Here is a 22,502-nt window from a genome sequence, read left to right on the forward strand (position 1 = left end):
ATAATTTACATAAAAATCCATAATGATAAATATATTTATCTATAATGGGTGTACAGCTAACGAGGGGGAGAACGATGAGGAGAAGAAATACGCAAGCGTTCACGTTTTTAGCATGGACTTCATTTGTTTGCGCGCTTTCTGGAATGTTAATAGGTATATATACATTAGATGAAACGCTTAGTGTAAAAGGGTACTATTTACTTGGGACATTATTTTTAACGATGTCTTGTTTTGTATTGCAAAAAACGATTCGTGATAATGAAGAGGATAATGAAAGATTTCCAAAAAATAAACCGTTAGATAAAGAGTAAATTGTAAAGAAAGGCATTTGCCTTTCTTTTTTTGTGTAAAAATGCTGTAAGTGCCGTGTGTTGACTTGCTTGAAGTACTGAAAATTTGGTATCATCAATAGTATTGTAGATTGAACGATATATTATGGAGGTGGCCTAGCCGTGTCAAGAATTTCCGTTGAGAATGTAAAGCACGTAGCACATTTAGCACGTCTTGCAATTACTGATCAAGAAGCAGAAAAATTTCAAAAACAACTAGATGCAATTGTTACATTTGCAGAACAGTTAAATGAATTAGATACAACAGATGTAAAACCAACAACTCACGTATTAACTATGAAAAATGTTATGCGTGAAGATGTGCCAGAAAAAGGTTTACCAGTAGAAGAAGTATTAAAAAATGCACCGGATCACAAAGATAATCAAATCCGTGTTCCAGCAGTATTAGAATAGAGGAGGGGAATTTCGATGTCATTATTTGATCATTCTGTATCAGAGTTACATAAGAAGTTAAACAACAAAGAAATTTCCGTTACGGATTTAGTAGAAGAATCTTACAAACGTATTTCGGATGTTGAAGATAACGTAAAAGCTTTTCTTACATTAGATGAAGAAAATGCACGTGCGAAAGCGAAAGAATTAGATGCAAAGATTGGTGCTGAAGATAATGGTTTATTATTCGGTATGCCAATCGGTGTAAAGGATAACATTGTAACTAACGGACTTCGTACAACTTGTGCGAGTAAAATATTAGCAAACTTCGACCCAATTTATGATGCGACAGTTGTGCAAAAGCTAAAAGCTGCTGACACAATTACAATTGGTAAATTAAATATGGACGAGTTCGCAATGGGTTCTTCAAACGAAAACTCAGGCTTCTATGCTACGAAAAACCCATGGAACTTAGACTATGTTCCGGGTGGATCTAGTGGTGGTTCTGCAGCTGCAGTAGCAGCAGGAGAAGTATTATTCTCTCTAGGCTCTGATACGGGTGGTTCTATCCGTCAGCCAGCTGCATATTGCGGCGTTGTAGGTTTAAAACCAACTTACGGACGCGTATCTCGTTACGGATTAGTAGCATTCGCATCTTCACTTGACCAAATCGGACCGATTACACGTACAGTAGAAGACAATGCATACTTATTACAAGCTATTTCAGGTATTGACCGCATGGATGCAACTTCTGCAAATGTTGAAGTTGGAAACTATTTAGCTGGTTTAACAGGCGATGTTAAAGGTTTACGCATTGCTGTACCGAAAGAATACTTAGGCGAAGGTGTTGGCGAAGAAGCTCGTGAGTCAGTACTAGCTGCTTTAAAAGTATTAGAAGGTATGGGCGCAACTTGGGAAGAAGTATCTCTTCCGCACTCTAAATACGCTCTAGCAACGTATTACTTACTATCTTCTTCTGAAGCATCTGCTAACCTTTCACGCTTCGATGGCGTACGTTACGGTGTTCGTTCTGATAATGTAAATAATTTATTAGATCTTTACAAAAACACGCGTAGCGAAGGTTTCGGTGATGAAGTAAAACGTCGTATTATGCTTGGTACATTTGCTCTTAGCTCTGGTTACTATGATGCATATTACAAAAAAGCACAACAAGTACGTACATTAATTAAAAACGACTTTGAAAATGTATTTGCTAACTACGATGTTATTATTGGACCAACAACGCCAACTCCAGCATTTAAAGTGGGCGAAAAAGTGGACGATCCAATGACAATGTATGCAAATGACATTTTAACAATCCCAGTAAACTTAGCGGGTGTTCCAGCGATTTCTGTTCCATGTGGATTCGGTGCTAACAACATGCCACTTGGTCTACAAATCATTGGTAAACACTTCGATGAAGCGACAATTTACCGCGTTGCACATGCGTTTGAGCAAGCAACAGACTATCATACAAAAAAAGCAAGTCTGTAAGGAGGCGAGCATAGATGAATTTAGAAACAATTATTGGTTTAGAGGTTCACGTTGAGTTAAAAACAAATTCGAAAATTTTCTCTGCGAGTCCAACAGAATTCGGAGCGGAGCCAAATACACAAACAAGTGTAATTGACTTAGGATACCCAGGGGTACTTCCTACTTTAAATAAAGAAGCAGTTAACTTTGCAATGAAAGCTGCAATGGCATTAAACTGTGAAATCGCAACGGACACGAAGTTCGACCGTAAAAACTATTTCTACCCAGATAATCCGAAAGCATACCAAATCTCTCAATTTGATAAGCCAATTGGAGAAAATGGTTGGATTGAAATCGAAGTAGACGGTAAAAAGAAACGTATCGGTATTACACGTCTTCATTTAGAAGAAGATGCTGGTAAATCAACGCATACAAGTGAAGGTTCATTAGTAGACTACAACCGTCAAGGTATGCCTTTAATCGAGATCGTATCAGAGCCAGATATGCGTACTCCAGAAGAAGCATACGCATACTTAGAGAAGTTAAAATCAATCATTCAATATACAGGTGTATCTGATTGTAAGATGGAAGAAGGTTCTCTTCGTTGTGATGCGAACATTTCACTTCGTCCAGTTGGACAAGAGAAGTTCGGTACAAAAGCAGAACTGAAAAACTTAAACTCTTTCACTTACGTGCAAAAAGGTCTTGAGCATGAGCAAGTGCGCCAAGAAAAAGAATTATTATCTGGTGGTATCATCCAACAAGAAACACGTCGTTATGACGAAGCAACGAAGAAAACAATCTTAATGCGTGTGAAAGAAGGATCTGACGATTACCGTTACTTCCCAGAGCCAGACTTAGTTGAACTTTACATCGACGATGAGTGGAAAGAAGAAGTTCGTGCTTCTATTCCAGAACTTCCAGATGCACGTAAAGCTCGCTACGTTGCAGAACTTGGCTTACCAGCTTATGATGCACACGTATTAACGTTAACGAAAGAGATGTCTGATTTCTTTGAAGCAACAGTTGTAGACGGTGCTGATGCGAAATTAACATCAAACTGGTTAATGGGTGAAGTGCTTGCATACTTAAACAAACAACAAAAAGAATTAAAAGACGTTGCATTAACACCTGCTGGTTTATCTAAAATGGTTCAATTAATTGAAAAAGGTACAATTTCTTCTAAAATCGCGAAGAAAGTATTTAATGAATTAATTGAAAAAGGTGGAGACCCAGAAGAAATCGTTAAAGCAAAAGGTCTTGTTCAAATTTCTGACGAAGGAACACTTCGTAAGGTTGTAACAGAAATTCTTGATAATAATGAGCAATCTATCGAAGACTTTAAAAACGGTAAAGACCGTGCAATTGGCTTCTTAGTTGGTCAAATTATGAAGGCTACAAAAGGACAGGCAAATCCACCGCTTGTTAACAAAATCTTACTTGAAGAAATTAATAAGCGCTAAAAATAAGAGAGAAATTCTTATTTTTGAACGTTAAAATAGTATAGATTCTTAAAGATTAAACAGAAAAAACACCCGTATTTGGGTGTTTTTTCTGAGTTAATCAAACGTTTGTTTAAATGGTAAAAAATAATTTAAATAAACGTTTGATTAACTGTCAAAAGTGAAAAAATGTTTGTATAGCAACTATGGTATGATAGTTGCAAAAAGGTGGGAATAATGATAAATCTAGACATAGAGAGTTTTTTCATCTCATGAAATAATAGATAATTATTATTCGTTATATGTAAATTGATGTGAGAGAATGGATAGACATAAATTTCTTGGTCAAATAAAGCAAAACCATCATGAGTGAATAGTTACTTTTGATGGGCTACACGAATCGGGTTCTTACTGCCTGTTTGAGCGGGATAAAAGAAGGATAGGAAGATGAGAGGAGGTAGGCATAGGGATACTGAATAAGGGTTCGGTGTATTCTTTTTTAATGAATAAGGAATTTCCTGTGCTAATAAATGATGAAACGAGCAAGAATTATTTATAATCCTACTTCTGGACGTGAGCTATTTAAGAAGAGCTTACCGGAAGTATTGCAAAAATTAGAACAAGCTGGATATGAAGCATCTTGTCATGCGACAACTGGTCCTGGAGACGCAACTGTGGCGGCGAGGCAAGCTGCGGATCGTAAGTTTGATGTTGTTATTGCGGCCGGTGGTGACGGTACGCTAAATGAAGTGGTAAATGGTTTAGTGGGACATGAACATCGTCCGAAATTTGGAATTATTCCAGTTGGAACGACAAATGACTTTGCACGTGCAATTGGTGTTCCGCGTGCTATTGAAGAGGCAGCGGATATTATTTGTGAAGGGAAAACAGTTCCTTTAGATCTTGGGAGAGCAAATGATACATATTTCATTAATATTGCTGGTGGTGGCCGTATTACAGAATTAACATATGAAGTACCAAGCAAGCTAAAGACAGTATTAGGTCAACTTGCTTATTATTTAAAAGGAATCGAAATGTTACCATCATTACATCCAACATATGTTGAAATCGAGTATGATGGGAAGTTACTACAAGAAGAAATTACGATGTTTTTAATTACAAATACTCGTTCAGTTGGTGGATTCGAAAAAGTAGCACCATATGCATCTATTAACGATGGATTATTTGATTTATTAGTGCTGAAAAAAGGTTCTATCGCTGATTTAATTAAAGCAGCAACACAAGCACAACGCGGTGAACATATTAATAATCCGAAAGTGTTATATACACAAGCGAACCGAATTAAAGTTCATTCACCTGATAAATTAATGATTAACTTAGATGGTGAATATGGCGGAGACGCACCGATGGAATTTGAAAATATGTATCATTGTCTTGAATTATTCGTTCCAGAACATCAAGAGGATGCCCTGTAAAGGCATCCTTTTTCGTTTTTATACAGATGAATTGTAAATTGGAAGTTAGTTTGATTTTTATGGTATTTTTACAATTCATTTATTTTATATCCATACTTTATTGATACACTGGAGGAGAGAAGAAACGAGAGGTAGGGTGCTATGGAGAAGGTAAAAGCAATACTATTTGATAAAGATGGGACATTAATGGATTTTCATTCGATTTGGATAAAGGTAGCTGAAGAGCTTGTTTCTGAATGTATAAATGTATATCAATTACCAGAATCAATGCAACCAATTTTATTAAAAGAGATTGGTGTAGAGGGAGCATTTGTTAACCCACGTAGTGCGCTTGCTGCTGGAACGAGTCTTGATGTGGCAAAGGGGCTTTGTAAGTATATTGCAGCATCTAAAGAAGAAGAGATGCATCAATGGGTAAGTGAAAAGTTGTTTGCTCTTATGTATGAGCATCGTTCACATATGAGAATGACGGCAGATTTACCGAAAGTTTTACAAGCGTTAAAGGATAGAGGATTTATTCTAGGTGTTGTTACAGCTGATGACTTCGCGCCGACAGAATTATTTTTAAAGCAGTATCAATTGGAAGCTTTTTTTGATTGTGTGGTAGCTGCAGATACATTTCCGGCACAGAAGCCAGATAAAAGAATTATAGAATCGTTTTGCGAGAGATTCGATTTAGAAACATGTGAAGTAGCGGTCGTTGGGGATACGCCGACGGATCTACATTTAGCGAAAAATGGTGGCGATTGCTACGCAATTGGAGTACTATCTGGTACGGGTGATCGTCAAACGTTAGAACCACTTGCAGATTTAATATTACAATCTGTTGAGGGTTTAATTTCTCATTCAGGTGAGTTTATTTGGGAACAAGGAAAGTCTAACGTATAAAAAAATAAGTCTATAAGGACTCTTACCGAGTCCTTATAGACTTATTTTTTATGCGAAGATATTAAGAGAATGGGATGAACACTAAATAGGGTGAGTTGGCACACATCTTGCAATATAAAGAGAAAACATTGTATAGAAAAGGATGGGGTACGCAATGAACACAAAAAAATTTGCTAAAGTAAATGAACAAATTCCAGGACCGAAAGCAGCATCTTTATTAGAACGCCGCCAAAATATAGTGCCAAAAGGGGTAAGTAATGGCATTCCAACATTTGTACAGTCTGCAAATGGCGCACTTGTAACAGATGTGGATGGAAATCAGTTCATTGATTTCGCGGGAGCAATTGGGACAATTAATGTAGGGCATTGTCATCCTGCTGTTAAAGAAGCGCTTCATAAACAAGTAGATCAATATATTCACACTGGTTTCAATGTAATGATGTATGAGCCGTATATTGAATTGGCGGAGAAGCTTGCAGCATTAGCACCAGGGAGCTTTGATAAACAAGTATTGTTTTTAAACAGTGGTGCCGAAGCGGTCGAAAATGCGGTAAAAATCGCTCGTAAATATACGAAACGACCTGGTATTATCGCATTTTCTAAAGGGTTTCACGGCCGTACATTAATGACAATGACGATGACAAGTAAAGTAAAACCATATAAATTTGGATTTGGCCCATTTGCTCCAGAAGTATATAAAGCGCCATTCCCATATGAATACCGCCGTCCAGAAGGATTAACAGAAGAGCAGTATGATGATTTTATCATTGAAGAGTTTAAGAATTTCTTTATATCAGAAGTAGCACCAGAATCAATCGCAGCTGTCGTAATGGAGCCAGTTCAAGGGGAAGGTGGATTTATCGTTCCAAGTAAGAAGTTTGTTCAAGAAGTTCGCCGCATTTGTTCAGAACACGGCATCTTATTTGTAGCGGATGAAATTCAAACTGGTTTTAGTCGTACAGGAAAATACTTTGCCATTGATCATTATGATGTCGTTCCAGATTTAATTACGGTATCAAAATCATTAGGCGCCGGCGTACCGATTAGTGGTGTAATTGGGCGTAAAGAAATTATGAATGAGTCTGCGCCAGGAGAATTAGGAGGAACATATGCTGGAAGTCCATTAGGTTGCGCTGCAGCATTAGCTGTTCTTGATGTAATAGAAAAGGAAAAATTAAATGATAGAGCTCTTGAACTCGGAAAAGTAGTAATGAATCGATTTGAAGAGATGAAAAATAAATATAATTGCATCGGTAATGTACGAGGTTTAGGAGCGATGTGTGCATTTGAACTTGTTCAAGATCGCAAGACGAAGGCACCAGATAAAGCATTGACGTCTAATTTATGTGCAGAAGCAAATAAACGCGGGCTTCTTCTATTATCAGCAGGAACATATGGAAATGTTATCCGTGTGTTAATGCCACTAGTGATTACAGATGAGCAACTTGAGGAAGGTTTAACAATAATTGAAGAATCATTGCAAGCTTGTTATGAGCAAGCAAATATCGCTCGTGTATAAAGAATGGAGATAACTTAAAAAGGGTATAAAGCTTTTCTTTTTAGGCAGAAGGGGGGTCTGGCCATGTATAGAATCAGTCAGCTCCTTTTCTGTCCCATATCATGCTAAAACAAAGTGAAGGTATGGTTGCAATCACGTTCTGTATTTTTCAAGGCAGCGAATTATATGCTGAAAAATATAAATAGATTTGTATAAATAACAAATTGAAAACATTCTAGCTTACTCTATATAAAATGCAGAAAATTCGATTTATAATAAAGGTAGTAAAGTGAATCGATGGATATGAGGTAGGGAGTGGCTAGGATGGTTGCGGAAAAGGAACGAGTGTTGATGGATTTACAAGATGTATTTGAATATGCATTTGACGAAATTTTTGTTACGGATGACAAGGGAATCGTTGTACGCGTAAATAGCATGTGTGAAAGACATTACCAGCTCTCTGCTAAGGAATTAGTAGGAAAGCATGTACAAGAACTACAAAAAGAAGGGATTTTTTATCCATCTGCAACGTTAGAAGTAATTGAAAAGAAACGGCCTGTAGAACTCGTTCAAACAACGAAATCAGGAGAATATTTACATGTTCGTACAAGGCCTGTATTTGATGAACAAGGTGATTTAAGACGAGTTATTAGTTATTCCCGAGATCTTACTGAACTCTACCAATTACGTAAGAAGGTAGAGGAAATGGATAATCAGTTAAAGACATATAAGAAAGAATTAAGAGAAACGTATGAACATGAAGGACTTATTTTTAAAAGTATCGCTATGCAAAAAATAGTCGAAACAATCAAAAAAGTATCTGTGGTGGATAGTACGGTTCTCGTACTAGGTGAGACTGGAGTAGGAAAAAGCCGGTTAGTACGCCATTTGCATGAGGTGAGTCACCGGAAAAATGAAAGCTTTTATGAAATTAATTGTGCGGCATTGCCGACGAATTTAATTGAATCTGAGCTTTTTGGATATTCAGGTGGATCTTTTACAGGTGCAAATCGTGAAGGGAAAAAGGGGCTTTTAGAATCAGCACATAAAGGAACTCTTTTCTTAGATGAAATTGGTGAAATGCCGCTTGAGGTTCAGGCAAAACTTCTACAAGTATTACAGGAGAAAACATTTCGGCCTGTAGGAGGAAGAGATTTAAAAAAAGTAGATGTTCGTATAGTCGCGGCCACGAATAGGGACTTAAGCGAAATGGTAAAGGAGGGGACATTTAGGAAGGACCTGTATTACCGCCTAAATGTAATACCAATTTCAATTCCTCCACTTCGTGAGCGGACAGAAGATATATTGCCCCTAATCTATCATTATTTACATCATTTTAATAAAAAGTACGGACGTGACGTGAAGCTAGCTCCTAGTACGTTACAAATGTTTGTCGGATATCCATGGGAAGGAAACAATAGGGAAATAGAGAATGTAATTGAAAGAATTGTTATCACTGCAGATGATTTTGTAACGGTAGAAGATTTGCCACTATCTATGCAAGAGGCGACAGTTGAACAATCTGGGCAAAGTCTTTATAGAATGTTGGAAGAGGTAGAGAGAAATATTATTCTTAAAGCGTATAAAACGTATGGATCAAGTTATAAAGTGGCTGAGTTTTTGCAAATAAGTCAATCTGCTGCCACTAGGAAGATTAAGAAGTTCATAGAGGAGGAAGAAAACATTGGATAAAAAAGCGACGTTCGTAAACTTAGATAAAAAGGCGATGTATATAAATGGCGAGTGGATTACGTTACAAGAACAAATTGAAATTAGCAATCCAGCAACACAAGAAGTATTTGCAACTGTACCTAGAGGCGGAGTAACAGAGGCAAAGCAAGCTGTTGACGCTGCACATGAAGCCTTCAAATCATGGTCAAAATTAACAGCAGCAGATCGTGCAGCAAAGTTAAAAAAGTGGTTTACACTTATTGATGAAAATAAAGAAGAGATTGCAGCGATTATGACGAGAGAACAAGGGAAACCATTTGCGGAAGCACTTGGTGAAGTGAATTATGCAAATAGTTTTGTTGAGTGGTATGCAGAAGAAGGAAAGAGAATATACGGTGAAATGATTCCAGCTTCTCATCCAGATAAACGCATTCTAGTAATGAAACAACCAGTTGGAGTAATGGCGGCTATTACACCGTGGAACTTCCCAGCTGCTATGATCACGAGAAAGGTAGCTCCAGCGCTTGCAGCGGGCTGTACAGCAGTTGTGAAACCAGCGAGTCAAACACCATTAACTGCATTGAAGTTAGCTGAATTAGCACATGAAGCAGATATTCCAAAAGGTGTAATAAATATTGTAACAGGTAGTGCAAAAGCAATTGCCGATACGTGGATGGAAGATGATCGCGTTCGAAAAGTTTCCTTTACAGGATCAACTGAAATTGGGAAAGAATTAATGGCTAGTGCTGCGCAAACAATGAAAAAGGTTTCGCTTGAGTTAGGTGGTCACGCGCCGTTTATTGTTATGAATGATGCTGATTTAGATAAGGCTGTAGAAGCGGTAATTGGTTCGAAATTCCGTAACGCAGGACAGACGTGTATATGTACGAACCGAGTATTTGTCCAAGAAGGAGTGTACGAAGAATTTGCAGGAAAGTTCCAAAAAGCTGTAGGTCAACTTAAAGTTGGAGATGGATTCGGCGAAGGAACAACTGTAGGACCACTTATTGATGCAAAAGCAATTTTAAAAGTGCAAGAACATATAGAAGATGCAATTCAAAAAGGTGGCGAAGTTTTATATGGTGGCCACAAAATTGCAGAATTAGATGGATATTTCATTCAACCAACTGTAATTGGATTGGCGAATGATACAATGCTTTGCATGAATGAAGAAACATTTGGACCAGTTGCACCGGTTGCGAAATTTAAAACAGTTGAAGAAGTAATCGAGCGAGCGAATAATACACCATATGGTTTAGCTGCGTATATTTTCACAAAAGACATTAGCCAAGCATTCCAAATTAGCGAGGCGTTAGAGTATGGTATTATCGGTTTAAATGATGGCCTTCCATCAGTTGCACAAGCGCCATTTGGTGGCTTTAAAGAAAGTGGTATCGGCCGTGAAGGAGGCCATTTTGGTATCGAGGAATATTTAGAAATTAAATATATTTCATTAGGACTATAAGTAGTATACTAGAATCTCGATAAGGTAACAGAGAAGGAGATTCTAGTATGGTATATTGGCTATTATTACTCGTAACAATTATTTTTGAAGTAGCTGGAACAATTGCGATGAAATTATCGAACGGCTTAACAAAGCTTGTTCCAAGTGTACTTATTTTCGTATTCTATGGTATTTGTTTCAGCGTGTTTGCCATCGTTGTTAAAAAGATTCATTTAAGCATTGCTTATGCAATTTGGTCTGGTGTAGGAACACTCCTCATTACAATCATTAGTGTGTACTTCTTTAAAGAGCATATTAGCTTATTCCAAGCATTTTGTATTCTCTTTATTGTTTTAGGGGTAATTGGACTTAAAGTGTCATCGGCATCATGAAAGCTATCTTTTGTAGAAGATAGCTTTTTTCTTTGTGACAACTTTTTGGGGGACGGTACGATGATAAATGAAATTATATCGGCGATTTTTCGAATATATCGACCGCAACTCCAAATATATCAGCGGTTTTTAAAATATATCGACCGTAACTCAATTTATATCAGCGATTTTTGAAATATATCGATTTACCGACAAAAAATGACATAATAAGAGGAGGCTACCCATTGGGGCAGCCTCCTCTTATATTAAAACGCCCAGTTACCTTTACGGAAGATCGGCTCATGTCTTCCATCAGCTGTAATACCGTCGATATCAAGCTCAGCTGAACCAATCATGAAGTCTTCGTGTGTAATACTAGCGTTTGCACCATTTTCAGCAAGTTCTTCTTTAGACATTGTTTTCCCGCCATCTAAGTTAAATGCATAAGCATTTCCAATTGCAAGGTGACAAGATGCGTTTTCGTCAAATAGTGTATTGTAGAATAAAATATTTGTGTTTGAAATTGGTGAGTCATGAGGTACTAAAGCTACTTCTCCTAAGAAGTGAGAACCTTCATCTGTTTCTACTAAATGTTTTAAAGCTTCCTCGCCAGCTTCAGCTTTATAGTCTACGATACGTCCGTTTTCAAATGTTAACGTAAAGTTATCGATAATGTTACCTGCAAATGCTAACGGTTTTGTGCTAGACACTTGGCCGTTCACACCCGTTTTAAGTGGCATTGTAAACACTTCTTCAGTTGGGATATTAGCCATAAATGGTACGTTCTTTTCATTTAAGCTACCAGCACCAGCCCATACATGCTTTTCTGGAAGTTCGATCGTTAAATCTGTTCCAGGACCTGTATAGTGAAGGGCTTTATAATGCTTTTCGTTTAAGTAATCTACTTTTGTATGTAGCGTTTCGTCATGTTCTTTCCATGCTTCCACAGGATTTTCTAAATCAGCACGAGTAGCTTTGAAGATAGCATCCCATAGTTTTGCTTCTTGTTCCTCTAGTGCTACATCAGGGAATACTTTCGCAGCCCATTCTTTCGTAGGAACAGAAATTACACACCAGCTTACTTTATCTGCTTGTACGTAATCACGGTATACTTTCATTGCTTCACCAGCTACTTTATGAGCTGTTGCGATGCGCGTTGGTTCTACGCCTTTTAATAAATCAGGGTTTTCTGCATAAATAGACATAAATGCAGCACCTTCTTTTGCTAATTCTTCACGAGCATGTGCTTTCCAAGAAGGGAATTCAGAGAAAGCTTCTTCAGGAGCTAGATCGAACTTTAAGCGTGTTAACGTCTCATCATTCCAATCAACATATACGTGTTTTGCACCAGATTTATATGCTTTTTCTGTAACGAGGCGTACAAATTGTACAGCTTCTAGAGGTGCACTAATTGATAAAGTTTGTCCTGGCTGAATATTAACACCAACATTGACTGCAAGGGCAGCATATTTCTCTAACGTTTGTTCAAATGACATATGTATAATCTCCTTTAGTTTGAAAGATTTCTTACTATATATAATACAAGAAAATTCAAAAAATATATATAAATATAACGTAAAAAGAGAGCTCAAAATGTATTGAGCTCTCACATTTATTTAATTGAAGAAGCGAATTGTTCAACTGTAGTTGTATGGTGTATACGAACGCGCTTCATTTTTAACAACTCATCCGGTTCACCTTTTGTAATGAATTGTCCAGGCTTCGTTGTCGTTGCAAATTGATAGTATTTTTTTGTTTCTGCGACAACTTTATCATCTACATGACCGAATGGATAAGCGATTGCGATAACAGGTTTACCTGTTATTTTCTCTAGCTTTTCTTTTGATCCTTTTAACTCTTCTTCATAGTTTGTAATTTTCGGCAAGTCTGCGTGTGTTGCTGTGTGAGATTGTACAGAGAAAATGCCAGAATCGACCATTTCTTTTATTTCAGATGTAGAAAGAGCGCCTTCTACATCAACGTTATCAACAATCATATATTCTGTTGCCGCTGGTTTAAATGTATCGTCTTTTAGTTTTTGTAAAATGCGAAATGCATTCATATTATTTTTCATACCGTCATCAAATGTAACGAAAATCGGCTTGTTTACTTTATTTATATCGCCCCAGCGTTCAAATGTTAATAATGTATAACCGTTTTCTTTTAAATACTTCATTTGTACTTCAAAATTAGCTGGCGACACGAATAAGTCTTTAATGCCTTGCCCGTGATAATCATCAATTGCATGATACATAAGAACAGGAACTTTTTGCTCGAAAGTAATAGTTGATTTTGTGAGCGGAATAGTTTTTCCACCCTCTGTTGTTCCTGATGCTTCAATTTGATATTCACCGCGTTTTCCTTCAAATTCTTTTATATCAAAAGGAATTGCGAATTGTTTCTCCTTTTCTTTAGAAGAAAAAGATTTAGTATTTTCTTTTCCATCAGCAGTACGCCAAATTTTATATTGTACTTCGGTTAAAGTATCTTTTATATCTGTAATATGAATATTTGTGTTTGTAGATTCGTGCGTAATTGGATTATAAGAAATTTTACCTTGTGATTGTACAGTCTCTTCTTGTTTTTTTACTTCTTGTACTTTTTTCTCTTTTGGAGGTTCTTGGCTAGCATTATTCGTGTTACAGCCTGTTAGAATGGCAGACGTACATAAAGCAATTACTGCGTATTTTTTCATAAAATCACCTTCTATTGTGTATTATGTTGCATATTTACATTAAAATCCCCACCGCTATAAGAGTGGTGGGGATATACCCTTGTTTATCATATCATTTGAAGAAAATGAGGGAAATATGATTTTTAGGAGGAGCTATTAGAGCGATAGATTAGTGACTTTGAATAGATGTATTCTTTCGTTTCTTATTAGAAGTGATAATAATATAACCGACTACAAAAATAAGAGGAATAATGAAGACATAGATAGGCATTCCCCATACATAATAACTTTTCATGCTTAAAACTAGTAAATGTAAAAAATCGACAAGGGCATGAATTTTCATAAGGTCCTCCAATGCGTTTTTACAAATTATAACATTCGACGTTTATAATTTGTATATTTTGGTAAATGTTTTAAGTTAATTTTAAAATAAGAGAAAGGCTTATTAATATGCAATTTTGCATATAGTGGTAGTTTTCATTAAAACATCTAGATTTTGGACTATAATAAAAACCGCTATAAATGTAAGTAAGAATGATGTACGGAGTGGAGAACAGAAATGAAGTATAAAAAATTAGTATATATTCTTTTCATAATGCTATTTACAGTCGGCTGTCAAAGTGAAGTGAGTAAAGCGAATAGTGTGGAGGAGTATATTCCGGCACACCTTATGAATGCGGAAGTAACGGCGGATATTATGACGATTGAGATGGATCGTGATACCTTAAAAAAAGTAGAGGTTATTACTAAAAAAATGAGTGATCATGTGAAAAATGATAAAGAATGGTATGTAAACTACATATCGGGGCATATAGATAAACAGGTGAAGCCGTATCATCCTAATTTTGGTATTACAGAAGAAGAATATAATTTTTTTAGGAATGCCGTTGAGAATAGTCGTTTATCTAATACAAGTGATGGGAAACTTCAATTTAAACAAAAAAGTAACCATGAAATAGAAATTGTTTCAAGTAAAAACCTAGAGCTATTTCGAAATATAGTAATTGATACGGAGAAAAATATAGTGAAAACTTCGTTTGGAGAATGTCAGTATGTTGGAGAAGAAAAAACATCTTTGGAACAAAAGATAACGGGGCCCTGGCATGGCAAGCAATGGATGCTAAAAGAACAAAATTTAATTTATTTATTTTCTTTGGGTAAGCTTGAAGGAGAGAATAAATCCATTATTGATATTTCAGTAAAAGGTATACACGAAGGAAAGCTTATTAGTAAAGAGGAAGTAGTTGAATTCCGTTCTATTTCATAAAGAATCAAAAAAATCACCTTACTTTAACGAGTAAGGTGATTTTTTATTAAATAAACAATCCAGCGATTGTCGCAGATAAAATAGAAGCAAGTGTTGATGCAAATAGCATTTTCCAACCAAACTGAGATACGACGCTTCCTTGCTTTTCAGAAAGGGCACGGATTGTACCAACGATTGCACCAATTTGGCTAATACTTGCGAAGCTAATTAAGAATACGGTAACGATTCCAACTGTACGTGGAGATAATGTTGCAGCAGCACCTTTTAAATCAAGGATTGCTACGAATTCATTTAAGACAATCTTCGTACCCATAATACCACCAGCTGGGATAATATCGTGAGTTGGGATACCCATTAAGAATGCGAATGGAGCAAGTATATAACCGAAGATTTGTTGTAAAGTAACAGCGTATCCCATCGCACCTGAAGCAGCACTAATTACATAGTTGATAACTTCCATAACACCGATGAAAGCGATCATTAATGCGGCAACGATACCAGCTACTTTTAAACCATCAAGCGCACCATTAATCATAGCGCCGATAAAGCTATCTCCGAATAGGTTTCTATCAAATTTTTGAATTACTTCGTCTTCTTTTTTCGTATCAACTGGTGTTAATAACGAACAAACGATTAAGCTTGAGAATAAGTTTAGCGGAAGAGCTGCTAGTACATATTTCGCATCTAGCATCATTACGTATGATGCTGTAACAGAAGCAGAAACTGAGCTCATTGCTGAACAACAAATGATAAACATACGGTTTTTATTGAAATGTTTTAAATCATTTTTAATAACGATTAACGCTTCACTTGAACCGAAGAATACAGAGTTTACCGCATGGAATGATTCAACGCGTGGTAAACCAGTAATTTTTGAAATCGCCCCGCCGACAATGCGAACGATAAATGGTAAAACACCTAAATAACTAAAGATAGAAAGTAGTGCTGAGAAAAATACGATAATTAATAATACGTTTAAGAAAAAGACAAAATCTCTTTGAATTCCATTAAAGAGAAAATCGACACCTGTCGTACCAAGTTTGATTAGTTTATTGAAAACTTTACCAATGAAAATAATAATTTGCTGTCCAATCTTTGTGCCAAACATAAACCAACCGATTAAAATTTGGAAACCAATCATAATAGCAATTGCACGGAAGTTGATTTTACTTTTATCGTTTGACAAAGCAAAGCATAAACCTAAAACGGCAAGAATACCGATAATGCTCATTACATATTGCATGTAGTTGCCCCTTTCAGAAGTTCGTATAAAGTTTGTACATAAAACGCTCGTTATATTACTAAAAATAAAGTAATGGGAGTTTCATGTCATACGTAAGATGTCTGACCTTTTTGAAAAATAAAAATAAAAAAAGACCCATATGGATTCACTTTCATCTATGAGAGAAAGCTAATCAATATGAGTCTTTTTATACATAGGCTAATATTCATTAGTTTTCCCCATAGTCCAGCAATTTAAGGTTGCCGGGTAGAAACTCTCGATCCATATTATCAAGTATATATGAGGTAACATCGTCCGTATTAAATTAGTAGTAGCGTAACATTACTAGAGAACTATCGTCAATAGCTTTTTTTCTTCCAATAGAAATAGACCATATAAGTATGATAAAATGTAACGCAGTGTTATGAAAAAGAGAGGTCGGAAAATGAGTACAAAAATGACGCCACCAGTTGAAAAAAACGAGTTTATAGATGTAGTGTTCGAAGATTTAACACATGATGGTGCCGGTGTTGCGAAAGTGAAAGGATACCCTATTTTCGTTAAAAACGGATTACCAGGTGAAGAAGCGCAAATTAAAATTATTAAAGTGAAGAAAAACTTCGCATTTGGTCGTTTAATGAAGCTTCATCAAGAAAGTCCATATCGTAAAGATGCAGAATGTCCCGTGTACAACGAGTGCGGCGGTTGCCAGCTTCAGCACTTAACATATGAAGGACAGTTAAAAGCGAAAGAAAAACAAGTACGTGACGTTATGCAGCGCATCGGAGGACTAAGTGATGTTCCTGTTCATCCTGTACTTGGCATGAAAAACCCGTGGGTATATCGTAATAAAGCACAAGTACCAATTGGAGAACGTGAAGGTGGACTTGTAGCTGGCTTCTATCGTCAAGGAACGCATGACATCATTAATATGGAATCATGCTTAATTCAGGCAGAAGAAAACGATACATTAATTCAAGAAGTAAAACGTATTTGTGAAAAGCACGGTATCTCGGCGTACAACGAAGAGCGTAACAAAGGAACACTTCGCCACGTAATGGCTCGTTACGGACAAGTAACAGGGGAAATTATGCTTGTCTTCATTACACGTACAGCGGAATTACCAAATAAAAAAGCAATCATTGAAGAAATTGCAGCGAAATTCCCAGAAGTAAAATCAATCGTTCAAAACGTCAACACGAAACGTACAAACGTTATCTTCGGAGATACAACAACAGTATTGTATGGATCAGAATATATTTATGACTTTATCGGTGACATTAAATTTGCGATTTCAGCACGTTCATTCTATCAAGTAAACCCAGAACAAACGAAAGTACTATACGATAAAACGTTAGAATACGCAAAATTAAATGGTAACGAAACAGTAATCGATGCATATTGCGGAATCGGATCAATCTCCTTATTCCTAGCGCAAAAGGCGAAAAAAGTGTACGGCGTTGAAATCGTCCCAGAAGCAATCGAAGACGCAAACCGTAACGCAGCACTAAACAATATGACAAATGCTGAATTCGGTGTAGGAGAAGCAGAAGTAGTCATTCCAAAATGGTATAAAGAAGGCGTAATCGCCGACACAATGGTCGTTGACCCACCGCGTAAAGGCTGTGACGAAGCTTTACTAAACACAATTATCGACATGAAGCCAAAACGCGTCGTATACGTATCATGTAACCCAGCAACATTAGCACGTGACTTAAAAGTACTAGAAGAAGGCGGATATAAAACGCAGGAAGTACAGCCTGTTGATATGTTCCCGCATACTACGCATGTGGAGTGTGTGGCTTGGCTTAAGTTGGTATAATAGAAAAGCAGTTGATATAGAAAAATCTATACCATCTGCTTTTTGGTTTATCCCGCATTAACGGGCAGTAAGACCCCTACCTCAAAATTCAGCGAAAGCAAAGAAGTTAGGTGGTGGATCCACTGCCCGTAAAAGCCCGATTGGTTCAACTAATAATCAGTGGGGGATGAAGAACCCCCCCACTGATTAAAGTTTCACTTTATAAAAATACCATTTAGAAACGATTTTAGTTAAAATAAATATTACTGATTTTCACAAATTATAAATGCCAAAATGTACTGATGTTTGAGAACAAGCTATTGTATCATTTGGCTTTATATTTTTGGACCGAGAGTTTGAAGTTGTATTCATAGTGAGAGGATTTGAGTTTGAAATGATAGATAATTTTTGGCGTGATTTACCACGACCATTTTTCGTACTTGCACCAATGGAAGATGTGACAGATGTTGTTTTTCGTCACGTAGTAAGTGAAGCCGGTCGACCGGATGTATTTTTCACAGAGTTTACAAACTCGGATAGCTATTGTCATCCAGAGGGTATGAAAAGTGTGCGTGGCCGTTTAATTTTTACAGAAGATGAACAGCCAATGGTGGCACATATTTGGGGGGATAATCCCGAATATTTCCGTCAAATGAGTATTGGCATGGCAGAGCTAGGATTTAAAGGTATCGATATTAATATGGGCTGCCCTGTACCGAATGTGGCATCAAGAGGAAAAGGCAGTGGCCTTATTCTGCGTCCAGACGTTGCGGCAGAACTTATTCAAGCTGCAAAAGCAGGCGGACTGCCTGTAAGCGTAAAAACACGACTGGGCTTTAAGGAGTTAAATGAGTGGGAGGAGTGGTTAACGCATATTTTCAAACAGGATATTGCGAACCTTTCTATTCATTTACGTACAAGAGAAGAAATGAGCCAAGTAGATGCGCACTGGGAGCTAATTCCGGAAATCAAAAAATTACGTGATCGCATCGCACCAAATACGCTACTAACAATCAATGGAGACATTCCTGACCGTCAAACTGGGATGGAACTTGCTGAAAAATATGGTATTGATGGCGTTATGATTGGGCGAGGTATCTTTAAAAATCCGTTTGCTTTTGAAAAAGAGCCAAGAGAGCATAGTAGTAAAGAGCACCTTGATCTTTTAAGACTACAGCTTGATCTTCAAGATCAATATGCAGAAGTACTACCACGTTCAATTACAGGACTTCATCGCTTTTTCAAAATTTATGTAAAAGGCTTCCCTGGAGCTGCTGAACTAAGAAATCAATTGATGAGCACGAAATCAACAGATGAAGTGCGTGCATTGCTTGATAAGTTTGAAGAGAGTGTTGATGAGATTGGGGATAGTGAAACGGTGTAATAAAGCGACCAACCCTTTGTTTTGATAAATACACTCTGCAGGTGTGGCTTGGCTTGAGATAAATAGCTAAAGAATATAATCAAAAGGTAAGGCATCGTTATTGGTGCCTTACCTTTTCGTTTTTAGGTACATTGAAGAGGGAATTTAGAATTAATCCGAGTTGTATTTATTGAAACCATTCTGCTACTTTTAAGTTTATTGTTATGATAAAATATTAAGAAATAATATTTTATAAATAGAGGTGGATAATGTATCATTTGCCAGAACTTAAAGAACAATTAGGTGTGTATTGGGATTTAATAACGTTATTTTTAGGGGCAGTCTTAGGAATAATGCTTCCAGCTATGTATAAAAAGATATGTCATTACTATAAAAGATTAAGAGTAAAATTAAAATTAAAAAATTTGGCTGGAATAGAGGATTTAAATATTTTAAAGATAAGTAGTGCGAATCCTTACTATGGGAATAATGATATAAAGATTAATGTTGGTAAAAGGTGTTTATATATTGGATTTCCAAAAAAATTGTTAAATCAGGTTTTAAAACACGATGAAAAGTTCGATATACATGAAGATTGCTCATTTGACGGATCAAAGATGTTTGAAGATGTTATAAAACAGACTGGAATTTCTGATTTGAATGCTCTTATTGAGAAACATAAGGATATTGTTGCACGACAGTTTGTTAATCAAGGGGAAGGATGCTTGTTTAATAGACCTAAATTTGGAGTTTATAATATGAACACAGATCAACGAAAGGGCTATGAGGAAGTACCAGAAGTGAAAATGGAGTTGTTTCATACTGATTATTTTACTCATCGGGTTGTTAGATCAATTTATCGTGAATTAAAAGAGCGTGGAGATATGATTTTAGATTTAGACCAAGAAAATATTAAAGAAGGCTTGAAAAAATATAATTTCTTTACAACTTCATTGGGTATTAATGCCTTTGTTATAAGCGATTCTAAAGATGGGGAAAGTATTATTTTTAGCAAACGTGCCCAAGGAGCTGCGTATTCTGAAAATGCTTATAAATATAACTCTACGGTTATGGAAGGGATATCCCGAACTGATTATAATTCGTATGAGGTATCTTTGAAGAAAGCACTAGAGCGAGGAGTCTACGAGGAATTGGGGATATCCTCTAGTCATTGGGATAAGTTTGAAGCTGATTATAGATTTTTTGATGTTTTCTTGGAGAAAAATTACTTTGAAATTGGAATAACAGCTTCTGTTAGATTAAATACTTTATTTGAAGAATCGATTAAAGATTTACCTGGTCAGGATAAAGAATTAGAAATAGGTAAATTAGTGGCTATACCAAAGCGCAAAAGAGAATTAGAGAAATTTATAAATGAAAATGATATTTATAATCAAGGGTTATTTACTTTGAAAATGATTTGTGCGAGAGATTTATTGTTTTTAATGTTGAAAAGAAAATCTTAAAGTTTGGAAGGGTTAACTATAGGTGGGAAGAGAGATTTATTGTATTAATAAATTCTCATATAAAAGGTAGACATATGTTATAGAGTGCCTACCTTTTATATAGTGAGTAATTAATAATAAATAGCATGTTAATTCCGAAACAGTTTAGGTAAAAAAGGTGCTTATAAGCAAACATTCAGGTTTAACAAATATAGAACAGATTTATAGGCGTAATGAAAGTGAAAATGATGAATTTAAAAAACGAATTTTTCCACAATTCAAGGGCTTCTTGGGATTTTGTATACCTCCCAAAGCATTAATCCACCTAAGACTACAAAACCTACCTCTAAAATGTTAAAGTAGTAACTTAACGACATTAATTTATACATGCTAAAAGCATTACTATATTCAACATTTCAGGAGGTAAAACAATGGCAATGAGCAACAACGATATATTAAAAAGAGTAAGATATGCTATGGATATAAAAGATATAGATATGGTGGAAATCTTTAAACTTGGTGGTATGGAAGTAACGAAAGAAGAAGTAGTTGATATGCTTACAAAAATAAAGAAAGCTCCTCAGCATGAACCTGAAGATGCTGATGTAATTGAAGATGAATACGTATTAACATGCGATATGATGATGTTAGAGGCATTTTTAAATGGATTTATTACTTTAAAAAGAGGAAAGCAAGATCCGAAACCAGGACAACCGGCACCTGTACAGAGCAAGGAGAGTGCCAATAACCTTCTTTTAAAGAAAATGAAAATCGCACTATCTTTAACGAGTGAGGATGTACTTGATATATTAGATAGCGTGGGCGTTACGGTAACAAAAGGAGAGTTAGGCGCTCTGTTAAGAAAAAAAGGCCATAAAAATTACAAAGAGTGCGGCGATAGATACGCAAGGAATTTCATTAAAGGATTAGCTGTAAAGTATAGAGGATAATGAGTTCGTTAAAGCAGTAAATGATATAATAGGTAGAGTAGGACGTTCGTATCCTACTCTTTTTTATTTGTAAAAATAATTATGAACGAATACGTTAGGTGATGAAATGGTACATACATATTTAGGTGAGACAATTAATTTTCATATAACTTATAAGAAGAAAAAGTCCGTGCGTCTTTTTGTAGATTCGTATGGAAATGTGGAAGTGCAGGCTCCAAAAGGGACACCTGTTGAATACTTAGTCCAGTTGTTAGAGGAGAAGTGGGATTGGATTCAGACAACACGTAAGGAGATGCAAGAGCGAGCGCTTGGACCACAGGAAAAGGATTATGATCAAGGAGAGGGCTTTTTGTATTTAGGGAATACGTATCCGATACAGATTTCCCAAGATGCAAGTATTACGCAAGACAATGCGGTGTTTGAAGGAAATAAGCTACATATTTATGTGAAAGAGCTGAAGGATGAAAAAATACAGCAAGCTTTAAAACGATTTTATTATAAGCAGTGTAAAACTTTAGTAGAGAAGAGTATTAAAGCGCATCAAAGCAACTTTAAGACAAAACCACGTTCTATTCGTATTACAGATAGTAGCCGTACGTGGGGAACTTGTGATTCGAATCTACAGCTAACATTCAATTGGAAGCTAGCAATGGCACCACAGCGGGTAATTGACTATGTAGTTGTTCATGAAATGTGTCATATGGTTCATTTAAACCATGATCGTTCTTTTTGGCGACTTGTCGGGAAGATAATGCCTGATTATAAGGAAATGGAAAACTGGTTAGCGTTATCGAGTTGGAAGATGACGGTTTAGTAGTGCATATTATTGCTTAAA

Annotated in this window: 20 protein-coding genes and 1 riboswitch; of the genes, 16 read left to right on the plus strand and 4 right to left on the minus strand. The window is 36.3% G+C overall.

Going from position 1 to position 22,502, the window contains the following annotated elements:
• Nucleotides 1–74 precede the first annotated feature (74 nt).
• The 10 genes from ACTFQM_RS24145 (at nucleotide 75) to ACTFQM_RS24190 (ending at nucleotide 10,966) form a co-directional block, all read left to right on the plus strand.
• Nucleotides 75–311, plus strand: a complete 237-nt coding sequence (locus tag ACTFQM_RS24145; protein ID WP_001254396.1) for a YiaA/YiaB family inner membrane protein — start codon at nucleotides 75–77, stop codon at nucleotides 309–311.
• Nucleotides 312–452: 141 nt separating this feature from the next.
• Nucleotides 453–743 (plus strand): Asp-tRNA(Asn)/Glu-tRNA(Gln) amidotransferase subunit GatC, encoded by a 291-nt coding sequence (gene gatC / locus ACTFQM_RS24150; RefSeq protein ID WP_000086999.1) that lies wholly within the window; start codon nucleotides 453–455, stop codon nucleotides 741–743.
• 15 nt (nucleotides 744–758) lie between these two features.
• Complete coding sequence (gene gatA, locus ACTFQM_RS24155; RefSeq protein WP_002174628.1) at nucleotides 759–2,216, plus strand: Asp-tRNA(Asn)/Glu-tRNA(Gln) amidotransferase subunit GatA; 1,458 nt, start codon at nucleotides 759–761, stop codon at nucleotides 2,214–2,216.
• Nucleotides 2,217–2,230: 14 nt separating this feature from the next.
• The gene (gene gatB / locus ACTFQM_RS24160) at nucleotides 2,231–3,658 is read left to right on the plus strand and encodes an Asp-tRNA(Asn)/Glu-tRNA(Gln) amidotransferase subunit GatB (protein WP_440036575.1); all 1,428 of its coding nucleotides are present in this window, start codon (nucleotides 2,231–2,233) and stop codon (nucleotides 3,656–3,658) included.
• Nucleotides 3,659–4,167: 509 nt separating this feature from the next.
• A complete protein-coding gene (locus tag ACTFQM_RS24165) occupies nucleotides 4,168–5,073 on the plus strand; it encodes a diacylglycerol kinase (RefSeq protein ID WP_002174630.1) in 906 nt (301 codons plus the stop codon).
• Between the two features lie 141 nt (nucleotides 5,074–5,214).
• Nucleotides 5,215–5,961 carry an HAD family hydrolase gene (locus ACTFQM_RS24170; protein WP_440036576.1) on the plus strand — a complete coding sequence of 249 codons (747 nt, stop codon included), beginning with the start codon at nucleotides 5,215–5,217 and terminating at the stop codon, nucleotides 5,959–5,961.
• A gap of 154 nt (nucleotides 5,962–6,115) precedes the next feature.
• The gene (gene gabT, locus ACTFQM_RS24175) at nucleotides 6,116–7,480 is read left to right on the plus strand and encodes a 4-aminobutyrate--2-oxoglutarate transaminase (protein WP_071718278.1); all 1,365 of its coding nucleotides are present in this window, start codon (nucleotides 6,116–6,118) and stop codon (nucleotides 7,478–7,480) included.
• A 303-nt stretch (nucleotides 7,481–7,783) separates the two neighbouring features.
• Entirely contained in the window at nucleotides 7,784–9,151 is a 1,368-nt protein-coding gene (locus ACTFQM_RS24180; protein ID WP_440036579.1) for a sigma-54 interaction domain-containing protein, read from the plus strand.
• Nucleotides 9,144–10,595, plus strand: coding sequence for an NADP-dependent succinate-semialdehyde dehydrogenase (gene gabD / locus ACTFQM_RS24185; protein WP_440036581.1), 1,452 nt, complete (start codon nucleotides 9,144–9,146; stop codon nucleotides 10,593–10,595). The genes ACTFQM_RS24180 and gabD overlap by 8 nt, the downstream gene beginning before the upstream one ends.
• Nucleotides 10,596–10,642: 47 nt before the next feature.
• A complete protein-coding gene (locus ACTFQM_RS24190) occupies nucleotides 10,643–10,966 on the plus strand; it encodes a DMT family transporter (RefSeq protein ID WP_000263262.1) in 324 nt (107 codons plus the stop codon).
• Between the two features lie 245 nt (nucleotides 10,967–11,211).
• Here the strand turns inward: ACTFQM_RS24190 and ACTFQM_RS24195 are convergent, their stop codons facing one another.
• From ACTFQM_RS24195 to ACTFQM_RS24205, 3 genes are all read right to left on the minus strand, one after another.
• Nucleotides 11,212–12,441, minus strand: a complete 1,230-nt coding sequence (locus ACTFQM_RS24195) for an aminopeptidase (protein ID WP_440036582.1) — start codon at nucleotides 12,439–12,441, stop codon at nucleotides 11,212–11,214.
• A gap of 116 nt (nucleotides 12,442–12,557) precedes the next feature.
• The gene (locus ACTFQM_RS24200) at nucleotides 12,558–13,640 is read right to left on the minus strand and encodes a polysaccharide deacetylase family protein (RefSeq protein WP_440036584.1); all 1,083 of its coding nucleotides are present in this window, start codon (nucleotides 13,638–13,640) and stop codon (nucleotides 12,558–12,560) included.
• 148 nt (nucleotides 13,641–13,788) lie between these two features.
• Complete coding sequence (locus tag ACTFQM_RS24205; protein WP_205206378.1) at nucleotides 13,789–13,962, minus strand: hypothetical protein; 174 nt, start codon at nucleotides 13,960–13,962, stop codon at nucleotides 13,789–13,791.
• A 216-nt stretch (nucleotides 13,963–14,178) separates the two neighbouring features.
• Between ACTFQM_RS24205 and ACTFQM_RS24210 the strand changes: the two genes are divergently transcribed.
• On the plus strand, nucleotides 14,179–14,886 hold the full coding sequence (locus ACTFQM_RS24210; protein WP_440036586.1) for a hypothetical protein: 708 nt from the start codon (nucleotides 14,179–14,181) through the stop codon (nucleotides 14,884–14,886).
• A gap of 46 nt (nucleotides 14,887–14,932) precedes the next feature.
• On the opposite strand, the gene ACTFQM_RS24215 is transcribed toward ACTFQM_RS24210, so the two are convergent.
• Nucleotides 14,933–16,129, minus strand: coding sequence for a NupC/NupG family nucleoside CNT transporter (locus tag ACTFQM_RS24215; RefSeq protein WP_440036588.1), 1,197 nt, complete (start codon nucleotides 16,127–16,129; stop codon nucleotides 14,933–14,935).
• Nucleotides 16,130–16,330: 201 nt separating this feature from the next.
• A riboswitch (purine riboswitch) is annotated at nucleotides 16,331–16,432 on the minus strand.
• A gap of 121 nt (nucleotides 16,433–16,553) precedes the next feature.
• Between ACTFQM_RS24215 and rlmD the strand changes: the two genes are divergently transcribed.
• The 5 genes from rlmD to ACTFQM_RS24240 all read left to right on the plus strand — a co-directional run bounded on the left by rlmD (nucleotide 16,554) and on the right by ACTFQM_RS24240 (nucleotide 22,481).
• On the plus strand, nucleotides 16,554–17,930 hold the full coding sequence (rlmD, locus tag ACTFQM_RS24220; RefSeq protein ID WP_440036589.1) for a 23S rRNA (uracil(1939)-C(5))-methyltransferase RlmD: 1,377 nt from the start codon (nucleotides 16,554–16,556) through the stop codon (nucleotides 17,928–17,930).
• Nucleotides 17,931–18,303: 373 nt separating this feature from the next.
• Nucleotides 18,304–19,293: a tRNA dihydrouridine synthase gene (locus tag ACTFQM_RS24225; RefSeq protein WP_440036591.1), complete on the plus strand. Its 990-nt coding sequence runs from the start codon at nucleotides 18,304–18,306 to the stop codon at nucleotides 19,291–19,293.
• 257 nt (nucleotides 19,294–19,550) lie between these two features.
• The gene (locus ACTFQM_RS24230) at nucleotides 19,551–20,738 is read left to right on the plus strand and encodes a hypothetical protein (RefSeq protein ID WP_440036593.1); all 1,188 of its coding nucleotides are present in this window, start codon (nucleotides 19,551–19,553) and stop codon (nucleotides 20,736–20,738) included.
• 410 nt (nucleotides 20,739–21,148) lie between these two features.
• Nucleotides 21,149–21,667, plus strand: coding sequence for a DUF1456 family protein (locus ACTFQM_RS24235; protein WP_440036595.1), 519 nt, complete (start codon nucleotides 21,149–21,151; stop codon nucleotides 21,665–21,667).
• A gap of 106 nt (nucleotides 21,668–21,773) precedes the next feature.
• Entirely contained in the window at nucleotides 21,774–22,481 is a 708-nt protein-coding gene (locus ACTFQM_RS24240) for a M48 family metallopeptidase (RefSeq protein ID WP_440036596.1), read from the plus strand.
• Nucleotides 22,482–22,502 lie beyond the last annotated feature (21 nt).

The sequence above is a fragment of the Bacillus cereus group sp. MYBK30-2 genome (assembly GCF_051915945.1).
GTDB classification, from domain to species: domain Bacteria; phylum Bacillota; class Bacilli; order Bacillales; family Bacillaceae_G; genus Bacillus_A; species Bacillus_A paramycoides.

Coding starts and splice junctions, on each gene's coding strand:
- ACTFQM_RS24210 (WP_440036586.1), top strand. CDS start 14,179: ATGAAGTATAAAAAATTAGTATATATTCTTTTCATAATGCTATTTACA.
- gatA (WP_002174628.1), top strand. CDS start 759: ATGTCATTATTTGATCATTCTGTATCAGAGTTACATAAGAAGTTAAAC.
- gatB (WP_440036575.1), top strand. CDS start 2,231: ATGAATTTAGAAACAATTATTGGTTTAGAGGTTCACGTTGAGTTAAAA.
- ACTFQM_RS24235 (WP_440036595.1), top strand. CDS start 21,149: ATGGCAATGAGCAACAACGATATATTAAAAAGAGTAAGATATGCTATG.
- ACTFQM_RS24145 (WP_001254396.1), top strand. CDS start 75: ATGAGGAGAAGAAATACGCAAGCGTTCACGTTTTTAGCATGGACTTCA.
- rlmD (WP_440036589.1), top strand. CDS start 16,554: ATGAGTACAAAAATGACGCCACCAGTTGAAAAAAACGAGTTTATAGAT.
- ACTFQM_RS24225 (WP_440036591.1), top strand. CDS start 18,304: ATGATAGATAATTTTTGGCGTGATTTACCACGACCATTTTTCGTACTT.
- ACTFQM_RS24195 (WP_440036582.1), bottom strand. CDS start 12,441: ATGTCATTTGAACAAACGTTAGAGAAATATGCTGCCCTTGCAGTCAAT.
- ACTFQM_RS24165 (WP_002174630.1), top strand. CDS start 4,168: ATGATGAAACGAGCAAGAATTATTTATAATCCTACTTCTGGACGTGAG.
- ACTFQM_RS24240 (WP_440036596.1), top strand. CDS start 21,774: ATGGTACATACATATTTAGGTGAGACAATTAATTTTCATATAACTTAT.
- ACTFQM_RS24215 (WP_440036588.1), bottom strand. CDS start 16,129: ATGCAATATGTAATGAGCATTATCGGTATTCTTGCCGTTTTAGGTTTA.
- ACTFQM_RS24190 (WP_000263262.1), top strand. CDS start 10,643: ATGGTATATTGGCTATTATTACTCGTAACAATTATTTTTGAAGTAGCT.
- ACTFQM_RS24170 (WP_440036576.1), top strand. CDS start 5,215: ATGGAGAAGGTAAAAGCAATACTATTTGATAAAGATGGGACATTAATG.
- ACTFQM_RS24200 (WP_440036584.1), bottom strand. CDS start 13,640: ATGAAAAAATACGCAGTAATTGCTTTATGTACGTCTGCCATTCTAACA.
- ACTFQM_RS24180 (WP_440036579.1), top strand. CDS start 7,784: ATGGTTGCGGAAAAGGAACGAGTGTTGATGGATTTACAAGATGTATTT.
- ACTFQM_RS24205 (WP_205206378.1), bottom strand. CDS start 13,962: ATGAAAATTCATGCCCTTGTCGATTTTTTACATTTACTAGTTTTAAGC.
- gabT (WP_071718278.1), top strand. CDS start 6,116: ATGAACACAAAAAAATTTGCTAAAGTAAATGAACAAATTCCAGGACCG.